This is a genomic window from Bradyrhizobium sp. UNPF46, from assembly GCF_006658625.1.
GTDB lineage: Bacteria > Pseudomonadota > Alphaproteobacteria > Rhizobiales > Xanthobacteraceae > Bradyrhizobium > Bradyrhizobium nitroreducens.
The window spans coordinates 109,523-122,610 of sequence record NZ_LFJB01000021.1; the positions used below are offsets into that span (position 1 = coordinate 109,523).

Genomic DNA, 13,088 nt, shown 5'->3' on the forward strand with positions numbered 1-13,088 from the left:
CCTCCACCTTTACCGTGTTGTTGATTGGGGGCCGCGCGCGACGGAAGCGTCAGAACGCGGCGTCGTACATGTTCAGGATCGCATCCCGGCTCAGATCGCGCGGATTGTTGTCGAGCAGGCGGCGAATGGCGTGCGCCTCATCCGCCATCACGCCGAGGTCGTTCCTGGGCACGCCGAGCGCGGACAGCCGCATCTCGATGCCGAGGTTCTTGCAGAACCCGTAAGTGGCGTCGAATGCGAGCTTCGGATCGGTGCGCTCCGGCAAGCCCAGCGCACCCAGCACCGCGATCGTCTTCGCCTCCTCGGCCGGCATGTTGAAGGCCAGCGTGTGCGGGAAAATCACCGCGCAGGCCAGTCCATGCGCCACGTGGTGACGCGTGCCGAGCGGATAGGCCACGGCGTGGCCGGCGGTCGTGTTCACCGGTCCCAGGCAATAGCCGCCATAGAGCGAGGCCAGCGAAAGGCCCGCGCGCGCCTCGCGGTCGTCGCCGTCGGCCACCGCGCGCGCGAGATAGCGTCCGACCAGCCGTGCGCCCTCGAGCGCATAGAGGTCGATGGTCGGATGCGCCTTGCGGCTGGTATAGGCCTCAACGCAATGCGCCAGCGCATCGACGCCGGTCGCCGCGGTGACTTCCCTCGGCACGGTCATCGTCAGATCCGGATCGACGATGGCGATGTCGGCCAGCATGAAGCGGCTCTGCACCGCCTGCTTGTTCTGGCTGACGGGATCGGTAACGAGCGCGCGGGTGCCGGCTTCGCTGCCGGTGCCCGACGTCGTCGGGATCTGCATCAGCGCCACGCTGCGGCAGGCCACCTTCTCGGGCCCGACGATGTCGGCAAAGGGCACGTCGGACGTGCACATCACCGCGACGAGCTTGGCGAGATCCATTGCGCTGCCGCCGCCAAACCCGACAACGAGATCGGGCTTAACGTCCTTCGCCATCGCCACCGCCTTCTCCAGATTGGGCAGGTCCGGCTCGGGCTTGACATCGCCGAACACTTTTACAGCCCCCGGCAGCGCCAGCGTGTCGACGCGAGCAGCATTGAAGGGATCGGAGATCACCAGCGGCCGCCTGGCGCCGATCCGCTCGGCAAAGCGCGCCGCGGCGGTGATGGTGCCGTTGCCGAACTCCAGGATGGTGGGACGTTGGATTTCGATGGGCGTGAAGGCGTTGGTCATAGGCTCAGTCTCATGACTTCGATGCGGAGACGCCGGCGGCCAGCCGCTCGGCATAGTCGATGGCCTCGATCAGGCTGTGCTCGTTGGCGATGCCCTTGCCGGCAATGTCGAAGGCCGTGCCGTGATCGACGGAGGTGCGGATGATCGGCAGGCCCAGCGTAATGTTGACGCCGGACAGCTCCTGCCAGCGGCCGGTCGCGGGATCGACCTGGAAGCCGAGCAGCTTGACGGGAATGTGCCCCTGGTCGTGATACATCGCGACCGCGGCATCGTACTGGCCGGCGCGCAGCTTGACAAAGATGGTGTCGCCGGGCACCGGGCCGACGACGTCGAGGCCATCGGCGACCGCCTTCGCAATCGTCGGCGCTGACACGTCGATATCCTGCCGGCCGAACAGACCGCCCTCGCCGGCATGCGGATTGAGCGCGGCAATCGCGATCTTCGGCTTGGCGATGCCGAGCCGCAGCAAGGCATCGTTGGTGAGGTCGATCACCATGCGCAGACGCTCCGGCGTCAGACGCTTCGGCACGTCCTCCAGGGCGACATGGGTCGAGACATGGCTGACACGCATGTTGCCATGGGCAAGAAGCATCACCGAGCCACGCACCCCGGTGAGATGCGCCAGCATCTCGGTATGGCCAGGGAAATGATAGCCCGCCTTGTTGAGTGCTTCCTTGTTGAGCGGCGCCGTGACGATCGCCGCGGTCCGGCCGGCCTGCGTCAGGCGTACGCCCTGCTCGATCGCCTTGTAGGCAAAGCGGCCGCCATCGGCGCTGAGCACGCCGGGCTTGATCGGATCCCCCTCGGTGTCGGCCTGGAGGTAACAGAGATTGGGCCATTCGCGATCGTCGGCCATGACCTGGGGGATGGCGACGTCGGTGCCGAGCGCGGCCTTCGCGCCTTCCAGCGCTGCGCCGCTGCCGATCACGAGCAGGCGCAGATCGCCCTTCGCGATCCGCTCCTTCAGCCCGACGCAGGCCTTGACGATGATCTCCGGCCCGATCCCGGCCGGATCGCCCATGGTGATGGCAAGATGACGAGAGGTCATATCGGACTCTCCATTCTGAGCAGATGATTGTTCCGGAGCAGGTCACGCCACAGCCCGCTGGAACCGAATGCGCCTGATTTCGAGATGACGTCAACGCCGGCCCAGCGCCCGCCTTGCAGGATCGAACGCGGCAATCCCGGGACGATACGCCCCGTCACCTGGAGGGCATGGGCATCAAGACCAACACACGCCGCCTTCAAGGTCTCGCCGCCGGCCACGATCAACGTGCCGGGTCGATCGAGCGTCGCGATCAACGCGGTCAGTTCGTACGCGATCCGCCGCGCCGCCTCAGTGCGCGTCAGGCCTTCGGCGAGCGAGAACTTGACCATCGCCACGCGATCGTCGACCAGCTTGCGCCGAACGCGGTCCGCGCCCTCGCCCTCCGCAAGTGTCATCGCAGCCTCGCCGCACGTCGCCAGTTGCGCCGCCGTGGCGGGCTGATCGGAGCCGAACAGCCCCAGCACGGGCAGCTTCAATTGGTCCGGCGCATCGGCACGGTGACTGCGCGCCAGCGCACCGGCCAGTCCGCCGCTTCCGCACCACAGCACGGGACCCGGCATGCGCCGTCCCATCTCGACGACGCGGTCGAGGTCGATGTCACTCTCGGCGTCGAAGACCTGAACACCGCCCCGCGATGGCGTATCGGAGCCGCCCTGCCGCGCCTCGAGGCCCTCGCGTTGCAACTGGGTCAGGAGATCGTCGCCGACCCGATGCCACTCGCCCTGCACCGTGCGTGCGAATTGCTGCCCGCCTGCGGTGCGGCGTCCCTGATAATCGAATGCGGGCGCGACCACGCAGGATGCAAAGTGACCGCCTTTCAGGCAGGCGCCGAGCTCTGCCGCCCACGCCCCCCGCAACAGGCTATCGACCTTCTTGTAGGCGATTGTCGCGCCCAGAAGATGGGACGCCAAGCGTCCGACGATCCTGACGCTCTCGTCCTTCGCGCGCTCACGGGTGCCGCTATCGATTGCCAGGCTCCCGGAATCCAGCGGCGCAGACCCTTGCGACCAGATGACATCGAAAGGTCCGCACAGGCCGACGAACTCCGCCGCAGTGTCGAGCGCACCGGTGAGGTCGTCAGCAAGCAGCCGGACGATCGTCATCGTCATGCAGCTCCCGCGCCGAAAATCTTGCCGGGGTTCATCAGCCCGTGCGGGTCGAGCAATCGCTTGATATCGCGCATCAGGTCGATGTCGAGCGGATCGGCGACGCGGGCGAGCCTGCCGCGATTGGTGATGCCGATGCCGTGCTCGGCACTGATCGCCCCGCCCTGCGCCGCGGTCTCGTCATCGACGATCTCATTGATTTGCGCCACCAGCCTCGCCGTCACTTCCGGATCCTGGCAATGTACCCGATCGATCAGGGCCACGACGTGGATGTTGCCGTCGCCAATATGACCGTGCATCACGACGTTGGCATGAGGGACAGCCGCCTTGATGCGGGCTTCGACATTGTTGACGAAAGCCGCCTGACGCTCCAGCGGCACCACGCTGTCATGCGACACCACATAGCCGCTGCGCTTGTTGCCTTCGGACACGCTGTGCCTGACGGCCCAGATCGCCTTCGCCTGCGCCAGGTTGGAGGCCAATATGGCGTCCTCGGCCAGCCCTGCTTCCATCGCATCCGCGAGAACGGCAGCCAGCGGCTCGTTGAGGTCGACGCCTGCGAGCGTATCGGTAAGCTCGACGATCAGATACCACGGCGTCGTCAGCTCGAAGGGAATGGTGACGTGCGGCACGGTCGCGGCGATCGCCTCGATCTGCGACCGCGACATGATCTCGAGGCTGCCGAGCCGGTCGCCGATCGCGCCGCGCAGGCGCTGCATGATCTCGAGCGCCTGCTCGACGCCCTGCAATTTCAATAGCGCCAGGGCCGAACTGCGGGGCGGCGCGAACAGTTTCAGCACGGCCGCGGTGACGATGCCGAGCGTGCCCTCCGCGCCGATGAAAAGCTGCTTGAGCGCGTAGCCGGTATTGTCCTTGCGCAGCGCGCGCAGGGCGTTGAAGACGCGCCCGTCGGGCAGCACGACCTCGAGACCGAGCACGAGGTCGCGCGTCGGACCGTAGCGCAACACCGCGGTTCCGCCCGCATTGGTCGAGATATTGCCGCCGATCTGACAGGAGCCCTCGGCGCCCAGACTCAAGGGAAAGTAGCGATCGACGTCCCGGGCCGCGTTCTGTACCTCCGCGAGGATACAGCCGGCCTCCACCGTGATCGTATTGGCGAGGGGGCTGACGTCGCGCACAGCGCGCATCCGATCGAGCCGGATCACCACATTGCCCGCGTGATCGTCCGGCGTCGCCGCCCCGCACATGCCGGTGTTGCCACCCTGCGGCACGATCGTGAGGCGCCTTGCGGCGCAGAACTTCACGACGGCGGCGACCTCGGCTGTCGAGCCCGGCTTCACCACCGCGACCGCGCGGCCGTGATAGCGCCCGCGCCAGTCCACCACGTAGGGCTCCTGGTCGGGCCCGGACGCGATGACGTGCTTGTCGCCGACGATTGCGGCGAGCCCGGCCAGCGCATCCAGGAAAGAGTCGGACATCGGTTCGCCTCGCCTTTCGGGCCCGGCCTAGGCGGAGGCGGCGAACGCCGCGGCATTCGCGAGCAGCACTTTCAGCTGGTCCGGCTGCAAGGACTCCAGCGGCGGCCGCAGACGCTGCCATCCGGCATGCCCAGTGCGATCGGCCGTGAGTGCCTTCAGCGAGGCCATCTGCGGGAACTGCGAGACCAGCTCGCGCGCCTGCACGATGCGCGCCTGCGCCGCCTTCAGCACCGGATCGTCATCGCTGTCGCCGAAATGCTTGAAGACATAGGCCAGACTGCGCGCGACGACGTTGGAGGTCGCGGTGATGCAGCCAGCGCCGCCCTTGCGCAGCAGCGGCAGCATCAACGGATCGGCGCCGCCGAGCACGGCGAACCCGGGGAAGCGCTCCACCATCGCCGTCATGTTGGCGAAGTCGCCGGACGAATCCTTGATTCCGGTGAACGTCGCCGGATAAGCCTTGCGCAATCGTTCGATCAGGGCATGCGAGATCGGCTGCGCCGACATTTGCGGATAGTGATAGAGAACGACTTTCAGGCGCGCATCGCCGATACGCTGCATCACTTCGCTGTAGGAGGCGAAGATGCCGTCATCCGTGACGTTCTTGTAGTAGAACGGCGGCAGCATCACCACGGTCTCGACGCCGAACGAGAGCGCGTGGCGCGTCAGCGCGACGGTCTCGGTGAGTGCGGCAACACCGGTGCCCGGCAGAAGCCGCTGCGGCGAGATGCCTGCGGCCACGACAGCTTCGAGCAGAGCGGTGCGCTCCGCGACGGAAAAGGAGTTGGCCTCCCCCGTGGTGCCCAGCATCGCGATGCCGTCGCAGCCTTCGTCCAGGAGATAGCGGCAATGCTCCACGAAACGCGCGTGATCGGGGGCAAGCACGGCATCGAGCGGCGTCAGCGCGGCGGAGAACACGCCATGAGGGTGGAGTGATGATGTCGACAAAACTTCCTCCGATCGCCAGAACGATATTGTTCGGATTGCGAACATTTGTTATTTGCTGTCGTTGTCGTAAAATCAGCCGCTCCCCGCGTCAAGGGCGATGGCTGTCATGGCGGGGCATTCGAGCATGGCCAAGGTCCAAAAGGCCGCGAAGCGTAAACCTGAATCCGGGCCAAAGAATCCCAAGAACTACGTTGCTTCCGTCGGGAAGGCCTTTGCCGTGCTCCAGAGTTTCAGCAGCGAGGCCTTCGAGCTGAGCCTGAGCGAGATTGCCGCACGGGCCGATCTCGATCGCGGAACGGCGTTCCGCCTGATCCAGACCCTGGTCGAGCTCGGCTATCTCCAGGCGGTGCCGCAGAGCCGGCGGTTCCGCCTCGGGGTTGCCTGTCTCGACCTCGGCTACACCGTGCTGACGCGCGGATCGCTGCGGCCGATGGTCGAGCCGTTGCTGCGCGACCTCGTGCCCGAGGTCGGCGATGCGGCCTCGCTCGGCATCCTCGACGGCGGCGACGTGGTCTATCTCGCGCGCGTCGGCGCCGGCCTCGACCGCCACAAGATGGACCGGAGGCCGGGGACGCGTATTCCCGCCTACAGCGCCGCGCTCGGCCACGTCATGCTGGCGCAGCTGGCGCGGGACGAGCAGATCGCGCGACTGGAATCGCGCCCGCGCGTAAAACTGTCGGAGCGGACGCTGACCGATCTCGACGCCCTGCTCGCCCGGCTCGACCTCGTGAAGAAGAAGGGCTACGCCGTCTCCGACGGAGAGAACGCCTATGGCCTGCGCACGCTGGCAACACCGATCTTCGACGCGCAGGGCGTGGCGATCGGAGGATTGAGCCTCACCATCGATGCGGTGCGCATGGACATGGCCGCCTTCCGCGACCAGGCGCTGCCACGGCTGATGCAGGTGACGGGCCAGGTGCAGGATCTCGCGATCAAGTCGGGATTGACGAGCTGAACGCGGGTCGGCGCGACTAGACCACGATGTGATCGAAGTCGACGGCGATCCGGGTGTTCGGAAATATCCTCGCCGCCTCCCCCAGGATCTCGGCGTCCTCGTAACGTCCGGACATATGGGTCAGCACGAGCTGGCGGACCCCGTTCGCGGCGGCAAAGGAAGCGGCCTCAGCCGCAGTGAGATGGCCGTAATTCCGCGCGGTCGGCGCGTCGCGATCGAGGAAGGTTGCCTCGATCACCAGCAAATCGGCGTCAGCGACGTAATTCGACAGGCCCTCGGTGGTCTCAAGGTCACCGATCACCACGAGCTTCTTGCCGCCGCCCGGCGGCCCCAGCACGTCCTCCGGATCGATCGTTCGATCGCCTTCGATCACGATGGCTCGGCCCGCGGCCAACTCGCCGCGTAGGGGACCGTCGGGAACGCCCAGCGCCGCGAGCCGATCCGGTTGAAGGTGACGGCGTGAGGGGCTTTGGAACACGAATCCAAAACTATCGGTGTCGCGGTGGCGGACCGGGAAGCAATCGACGACGAAGTCGCCGGCATCGATGAAGCGTCCTGCGGCCAAGGCGACGAACTCCACCGAAAGCGGCGCCCTGCCCGCACCCCACAAGCCTGCGAGCATCTGGACGACGGTCTCGAGCGTGGCCGGGCCGCCATGAACGGTCATCACCTCGGCGCCCTGCCGCAAGCGCAGCGTCGAAAACAGGCCGGGGATGCCGAGAACGTGATCGAGATGCGCATGCGTCAGCAGGATGCGGTCGAGCCGCCGGAAGCCGGCGCCGCTTCGCAGCAGCTGGCGCTGCGTGCCCTCGCCGCAATCGACCAGCATGCGCTGGCCCGCGGCCTCCACCAGGAGGGCTGGATGGTTGCGTTCTGCCGAAGGAACGCTTGCCGAGGTCCCGAGAAATGTCAGGGCGAACATGGTCGTCGTTTGTCCAGAGATGGAGCGCTCCTCCGCCCTGACGTCTCTGAGACCCTTACAGCTTCACAACGACCTTGCCGAAGTGGGAGCCGGTCCGGAGATGGGCGAACGCGTGGGGGACCTCGTCGAAGCCGTACACCCGATCGACGATCGGGTGTATTGCCTTGTCGGTCAAGAAGCGATTCATGGCGGTGAAATGCTCGCGAGATCCGACGGTGACACCGACGATGTCGGCGTTCTCCCACTGAAGACGCGCGAGGTCCGGCTTCGGGCCAAACCCCGTCAAGACACCGATCTGGACGATCTTGCCGCCCGAAGCGATCGATCTAAGCGATCGGTCATAGGTGCCGGGTCCGCCGAGTTCGAGGATATGACTTGCGCCTTCGCCTTCCGTCGCCTTCATCAGCGCGGCATCCCAGTCGGGCGTGTCGCGGTAGTTGATGAGGATCGAACCGCCCAGCGCCTTGGCGCGGGCGAGCTTCTCATCCGAGGATGATATCACGATCGCGCGCGCCCCCAGCGCCACGGCGAACTGAAGGCCGAACAGCGCGACACCGCCTGTTCCCTGGACCAGCAGCGTGTCACCTTTGCCCATCCCGCCGCGTGCGATGAGGCCGTGCCAGGCTGTGACGCCGGCACAGGGCAAGGTCGCCGCTTCGACCGCGGACAAGTGCGCCGGCACAGAGACAAGCGCGGATGCCGGCAGCACGACATACTCCGCGAGCATTCCGTCCATGGTGTTGCCACCGAGGGCAGACGGAATATAGCTGGCTTTGAATGGCCCCGCGACCCAATCGCGAAAGAATGACGCGACGACGCGGTCTCCGGGCTGCCATTGCGTGACGCCCGAACCGATGGCGTCGACGACGCCCGCGCCGTCCGACAACGGCACGCGACCATTCAGCCCGCCTTGGCCAACACGGTCGAGGATCATGAGGTCGCGATAATTCAGGCTTGCCGCTTCGACCCGGATACGGACCTCGCCGCCCGCGGGTTCAGGCCTACTGACGTCAGCCAGCACAAGGCCACCGGCACCGGCATCGCCGTTCAAATGGTAAGCTTTCATCGTTGCTCCTCCGCGATGGTGTTCACATGGACGAGCACGACCTGTAAGGTCTGACAGTACTGTCAGGGTCAAGAGGATTCTTCAGTGAAAATTGGTGAGCTCTCCCGCAGGACGGGAGTCAGTGTCCGGATGCTGCGTTACTACGAAGCCGAAGGACTGCTTGCGCCGCAGCGGACAGACTCCGGCTATCGCGATTATGGCCCGGCGGAAGAAGAGACCGTTCGGCGGATCAAAATGCTTGGCGCGGCGGGGATGACGCTCGAAACGATCCAGCAATTGCTGCCGTGCGTGCGGAACAACGATCCGGAATTCACGCCGTGCAACAACCTGCGCAGAATCCTCGCGCAGCAGGTCAGCCTCATCGATGAACGCATCGAGACGCTCAGCCAAAGCCGGACGATTCTGGCAGGCTTCCTGTCGAGTGTGAGCTGAGCGCCAACCGCCTGCTTGGCCTCACCGCCCCCAATGCCACGCGAGCAGCAGCGCGTACAGGCCCATCGAGGCGGCATAGAGCACCGCAAGGAGTGCGTAGCCTGCGACCTGGCGACTGATCACCTTCGGCGTGACCCACCAGTCGAGCGCCTTGAAGGCGGCAGGCACCAGCCACCAGCCGAGCAGCTGGGTGCTGACGAGATTGCCGATGAACAGCGACAGCCAGACGGGCACGCCGTGGCTGTCGATCAGCGGCCTGCTGATGAAAGTGCCCCAGAGATAGACCACGGGATAGAGCACCAGAAGGACGATGAGGTTGCTCTTCCAGATGAACTCCGGACCTTGTTCCGGTGCCTGCGTCTTGCCCGCCGGGAACCAGAAATTGAATCCGTAGCTCGCCCGCTTCACATTCATACCGGCGTTGAAGCGCTCGCCTTCCTCGAGCAGCGCCTGCCGCACGGGCGAGTCAAGCCACGCATTGAGGTTGGCATCGGAGTCGAACGACAGGATGATGATCCATTCGTCGTGCAGGCCCGCAATCGGCCGCTCGATCTTGTGGCGTAAAAATCCCTTGAACTCGGCCTCCGCGGCCTGGATGCGCTGCTGCCATCTCAGGAACGCATCCTCGAGCCCCTCGGGGACCTTGAAGGAGATCACGGCGGAGACCGCGCTGTCGCGCTGGACGCCGCTGTCGGGCAGGATATGGACGTCCTCCGAACCGACGAAATGGCGCTGCACCTCGCCGATCAGCCGCGCCCGCACCTCGCTCTGAAGCCAGGCGCGCGCCGCGGCCGGACTGGCGAAGCGCAGGATCGTCACCCAATCGACATGGGCCGGCGGCTGCGGTGGCACCACCTCCTGCCCCAGGAATCCGGGCCATGCCTTCAGCACCTCGCCGACCTCGCCGTTCCAGCGCGCGAACGCGGCGAAGCCGTCATCCGCGATGCGGCGCTGGATGACGAGGGCGACCGGCTGGCCGGCTGTGTCTAGCGATGCACTCATGAGCCGCCCGTCCGCTCAGCTCTTCTTGTAGAGACGCTTGCCCATCACCCAGGTCTCGTCGACGCAGCGGTCGTCGCCGACCATCATGACGGCGAACAGCATGCTCGCGGCCTCGTCCATCGTGCGCGGACCAGCGCCGTCGGCGATCAGCGACTGGTGCCACGCTTGCGCGATCTGCCCGCCGTTCGGGTCGAGCGCGACGAAATCGGCCTCCTTGCCCGGATCGAAATTGCCGAGCTTGTCGTCGATATAGAGGCCTTCGGCGCCGCCGAGCGTGATCGACCAGAAGCCGCGATAGGGCGAGAGCTTGTTGCGCTCGGCTTCGGCGAGATCCTTGCGGGTGGGATCGATGCTGCCGTCGAGCAGCGTGTTGTTGCACATGCCGACCTTGTAGGCGTCGTCGAGCACGGAGATCATCGAGAAGCGGTTGCCGCCGCCGACGTCGGTGCCGAACGACATCTTGACGCGATGCTCGGGATCGGTGGCGCGGCCGAGGCGGAACAGGCCGCTGCCGAGGAACAGGTTCGAGCACGGGCAGAACACCACCGCCGCGCCCTTCTTGGACATGCGGCGGAACTCGTTGTTCGAGAGATAGACGCCGTGACCGCCGGAGAATTTCGGCCCCACAAGGTCGAACTTCTCGTAGACGCCGAGATAGTCCTGGCAGTCCGGATGCTCGACCAGCACGCCGCTGCATTCGGCCGGGTTTTCGGAGATGTGGGTGTTGACCCAGCAGTCCGGATGCTCGTGCTTGAGGCGCTGGCACGCCTTCAGCAGCTCCGGCGAGGCGCCGAAAGCGAAGCGCGGCGTGATGGCGTAGAGGTTGCGTCCCTTGTTGTGGTACTCGGCGATCAGCCGCTTGCTGTCACGATAGAAATTCTCGGGCGTATCGATGAAATCGGCCGGCGCGTTGCGGTCGATGCCGGTGAGGCCTGCGATGACGCGCATGTTGCGGTGGGCGGCTTCCTCGAACAGCTCTTCGGTCGAGACCGGCGACGAGCTGGTGAAGGCCTGGCAGGTGGTGGTGCCGGAGGCGAGCAACGCGTCGAGAAAACGCTTCACGCCCTCGCGCGCGTAGTTGCGATCCCGGTATTTGAGCTCTTCCGGATAGACCCATTTCTGCAGCCACGGCAGGAGCTGCTCGCCATAGGCACCCAACACGCGGGTCTGCGGCAGGTGGATATGGCCGTCGATGAAGCCCGGGACGATGATACGGTCCTTGATCTCGGTGATGGCGACGCCCGGATGTGCAGCAGCGATCTTCTCATACGGACCGAAGGCCTTGATGACGCCGTCCGTGACGACCATGAGGCCGTCCTGGTGGAAGCGCGCAGCCGCCTGCTCGTTGCCGATATGCTTCCAGGGATCGTCGACGAAATCGAAGAACGTGCCGCGAATACCAACAGTGGTCATGATCCAATTCCTTCCCTAGGTCTGTGTGGCGTGCCGCGCCGAGGGCAGCGAGATCGCAAGCAGCGCGCCCGCGATGGCGCAGAGGCCGAGATAGAGCCATCCGATCGGCGCCTGCGTGGCCTCGGGCAGCACCGCCGCGATCGCCATGGCACCGCTGACCGCGAGATAGCAGAGCGCGCTGATGAGGCCGCCGATCAGGCCGTGGTCGCGCTCGAACAGGCCGAGCGCCATGCCGTACATCATCGGGCACAGCACGCCGCAGCCGCCGAGCACCAGCGCGCCGCCGATCGTGATCGACGCGAGATCGAGACCGAAGATCATGCCGGTTGCAGCCAGAACCGCTGCGCCTGCGAGGAACAGCGCGAAGGCGCCGAAGCCCAGCATGCGGGCCGGCATGAAGCGCGCGAAGTGCGCGCAGCCAAGCTCGCCGGCGAGATTGACGCCGCCAAGGCCGAGCGCGACGAGGCCGTAGATCGCCGCGGAATAACCGAGACCGGTCTGGTAGAAGAACGGCGCGACGACGCCGAACGCCAGCTGTGCGCTTGCTGCCGCGGCAAACACCAGCACGAAGGCGAGGAAGCCCGGGCGGACCAGCGCCCCGCGCAAGATGCCGGCCGTGCGGCGCGGATCGAACGGCGCGCGGCGCTCGGCCGGCAGCGTCTCGGGCAGGAGAAATACGATGATCGTGGCAATGATGGCCGCGGCGATGGCAATGACGACAAAGACCCCGCGCCAGGACGTCAACTCGACGATGAAGCCGCCGGCCGCGGGCGCAAGCACTGGCGCGAGCCCCCAGGCGGCTCCAAGCAGTCCGGAGATCGCCGTGAGCTCACGACCGCGAAAGCAGTCGGCCGCAACGGCATAGGCGACGACGAGGCAGGTGCAGCCGCCGATGCCTTGCAGGAAGCGCAAGCCGAGCAGCAGCGAAGCGCTGGTGGCGAGCGCACAGGCGATGCTCATCGCGATCAGCACGGACAGACCTGCGAGCAGGACGTTGCGGCGGCCGAGCGTGTCGGAGGCGATACCAACAGGCACCAGCGCCAGACTCATGCCGAGCATATAGGCGGTGACCGTGTTCTGCATCGAGGCCGCATCGGTGGAGAGATCCACCACCATCTGCGGCAGGCCGGGCGTGTAGGCGTCGAGCGGAATCTGACTGAACGGGACGACGCACAACAGGATCGGCACGATCCCACCCCTCGCGCGACCGGCGTCCGAAGCAAGTGCAGTCATGACTTTTACGCCCCTCGATTTCCGCGGGCCCCGTCTTTTCGTGCGCGCAATGAGAGGCGCCGATGCGAGTTGCGGATATTGACGCGCGGAACGTGCCAGAACTGTGTGTAGAAACTCTTAGGGGCGAGCGTATCGATCCGTTTCCGGCCGCTGATGCTCAAGCTGCCACCCCTCAAACAAAAAATGCGAAAACAACCCCATGCAAAGTACAAATCATTGAAGAATTTCCCTGCGTGCGGCCGAGCCTGATGCCACGTTTGACACGTCGGGCAAAACAGCGGCACGATTGCACGATCGCCATATCGAGTTGCCTTCGTCCGGATCCATTAACCGATCGGAAGGCA

General features: G+C 65.7%; 12 protein-coding genes. 2 read left to right on the forward strand and 10 right to left on the reverse strand.

From position 1 onward, the window contains the following. Positions 1–49 precede the first annotated feature (49 nt). Genes UNPF46_RS10120 through UNPF46_RS10140 form a run of 5 tightly spaced genes read right to left on the reverse strand, consistent with a single transcriptional unit; the run spans position 50 to position 5,721 of the window. The gene (locus UNPF46_RS10120) at positions 50–1,180 is read right to left on the reverse strand and encodes an iron-containing alcohol dehydrogenase (RefSeq protein ID WP_246668626.1); all 1,131 of its coding nucleotides are present in this window, start codon (positions 1,178–1,180) and stop codon (positions 50–52) included. A 10-nt stretch (positions 1,181–1,190) separates the two neighbouring features. Further along, complete coding sequence (pdxA, locus tag UNPF46_RS10125) at positions 1,191–2,228, reverse strand: 4-hydroxythreonine-4-phosphate dehydrogenase PdxA (protein WP_142249915.1); 1,038 nt, start codon at positions 2,226–2,228, stop codon at positions 1,191–1,193. Continuing rightward, entirely contained in the window at positions 2,225–3,331 is a 1,107-nt protein-coding gene (locus tag UNPF46_RS10130; protein WP_142249988.1) for a four-carbon acid sugar kinase family protein, read from the reverse strand. Before UNPF46_RS10130 ends, pdxA begins: the two co-directional genes overlap by 4 nt. 2 nt (positions 3,332–3,333) lie before the next feature. Further along, entirely contained in the window at positions 3,334–4,773 is a 1,440-nt protein-coding gene (locus UNPF46_RS10135) for an FAD-binding oxidoreductase (protein ID WP_142249916.1), read from the reverse strand. 27 nt (positions 4,774–4,800) lie between these two features. Next, positions 4,801–5,721, reverse strand: a complete 921-nt coding sequence (locus tag UNPF46_RS10140; RefSeq protein ID WP_174719235.1) for a dihydrodipicolinate synthase family protein — start codon at positions 5,719–5,721, stop codon at positions 4,801–4,803. 124 nt (positions 5,722–5,845) lie between these two features. On the opposite strand from UNPF46_RS10140, the gene UNPF46_RS10145 reads away from it, so the two are divergent. Next, positions 5,846–6,676: an IclR family transcriptional regulator gene (locus tag UNPF46_RS10145; protein WP_142249917.1), complete on the forward strand. Its 831-nt coding sequence runs from the start codon at positions 5,846–5,848 to the stop codon at positions 6,674–6,676. A 16-nt stretch (positions 6,677–6,692) separates the two neighbouring features. Here the strand turns inward: UNPF46_RS10145 and UNPF46_RS10150 are convergent, their stop codons facing one another. Together UNPF46_RS10150 and UNPF46_RS10155 are read right to left on the reverse strand one after the other, a co-directional pair. Beyond that, entirely contained in the window at positions 6,693–7,598 is a 906-nt protein-coding gene (locus UNPF46_RS10150; protein ID WP_142249918.1) for a ribonuclease Z, read from the reverse strand. A 55-nt stretch (positions 7,599–7,653) separates the two neighbouring features. Then, positions 7,654–8,664, reverse strand: coding sequence for a zinc-dependent alcohol dehydrogenase family protein (locus UNPF46_RS10155; RefSeq protein WP_142249989.1), 1,011 nt, complete (start codon positions 8,662–8,664; stop codon positions 7,654–7,656). A gap of 84 nt (positions 8,665–8,748) precedes the next feature. Here UNPF46_RS10155 and UNPF46_RS10160 point away from each other — a divergent pair, with 84 nt between their 5' ends. Further along, positions 8,749–9,096: a MerR family transcriptional regulator gene (locus UNPF46_RS10160; RefSeq protein WP_100180512.1), complete on the forward strand. Its 348-nt coding sequence runs from the start codon at positions 8,749–8,751 to the stop codon at positions 9,094–9,096. A gap of 21 nt (positions 9,097–9,117) precedes the next feature. Here UNPF46_RS10160 and UNPF46_RS10165 read toward each other — a convergent pair whose 3' ends face one another. The 3 genes from UNPF46_RS10165 to UNPF46_RS10175 are packed head-to-tail and all read right to left on the reverse strand — an operon-like array spanning position 9,118 to position 12,744. After that, the gene (locus UNPF46_RS10165) at positions 9,118–10,098 is read right to left on the reverse strand and encodes an antibiotic biosynthesis monooxygenase (RefSeq protein WP_142249919.1); all 981 of its coding nucleotides are present in this window, start codon (positions 10,096–10,098) and stop codon (positions 9,118–9,120) included. Between the two features lie 15 nt (positions 10,099–10,113). Beyond that, entirely contained in the window at positions 10,114–11,511 is a 1,398-nt protein-coding gene (gene guaD, locus UNPF46_RS10170) for a guanine deaminase (RefSeq protein WP_142249920.1), read from the reverse strand. 15 nt (positions 11,512–11,526) lie between these two features. Beyond that, the gene (locus UNPF46_RS10175; protein ID WP_142249921.1) at positions 11,527–12,744 is read right to left on the reverse strand and encodes a multidrug effflux MFS transporter; all 1,218 of its coding nucleotides are present in this window, start codon (positions 12,742–12,744) and stop codon (positions 11,527–11,529) included. Positions 12,745–13,088 lie beyond the last annotated feature (344 nt).

What these genes read in the sequence shown, in the direction of transcription:
- UNPF46_RS10135 (WP_142249916.1), bottom strand. Translation starts at nt 4,773, where the DNA reads ATGTCCGACTCTTTCCTGGATGCGCTGGCCGGGCTCGCCGCAATCGTC.
- UNPF46_RS10150 (WP_142249918.1), bottom strand. Translation starts at nt 7,598, where the DNA reads ATGTTCGCCCTGACATTTCTCGGGACCTCGGCAAGCGTTCCTTCGGCA.
- UNPF46_RS10130 (WP_142249988.1), bottom strand. Translation starts at nt 3,331, where the DNA reads ATGACGATCGTCCGGCTGCTTGCTGACGACCTCACCGGTGCGCTCGAC.
- UNPF46_RS10120 (WP_246668626.1), bottom strand. Translation starts at nt 1,180, where the DNA reads ATGACCAACGCCTTCACGCCCATCGAAATCCAACGTCCCACCATCCTG.
- UNPF46_RS10165 (WP_142249919.1), bottom strand. Translation starts at nt 10,098, where the DNA reads ATGAGTGCATCGCTAGACACAGCCGGCCAGCCGGTCGCCCTCGTCATC.
- UNPF46_RS10175 (WP_142249921.1), bottom strand. Translation starts at nt 12,744, where the DNA reads ATGACTGCACTTGCTTCGGACGCCGGTCGCGCGAGGGGTGGGATCGTG.
- pdxA (WP_142249915.1), bottom strand. Translation starts at nt 2,228, where the DNA reads ATGACCTCTCGTCATCTTGCCATCACCATGGGCGATCCGGCCGGGATC.
- UNPF46_RS10145 (WP_142249917.1), top strand. Translation starts at nt 5,846, where the DNA reads ATGGCCAAGGTCCAAAAGGCCGCGAAGCGTAAACCTGAATCCGGGCCA.
- guaD (WP_142249920.1), bottom strand. Translation starts at nt 11,511, where the DNA reads ATGACCACTGTTGGTATTCGCGGCACGTTCTTCGATTTCGTCGACGAT.
- UNPF46_RS10155 (WP_142249989.1), bottom strand. Translation starts at nt 8,664, where the DNA reads ATGAAAGCTTACCATTTGAACGGCGATGCCGGTGCCGGTGGCCTTGTG.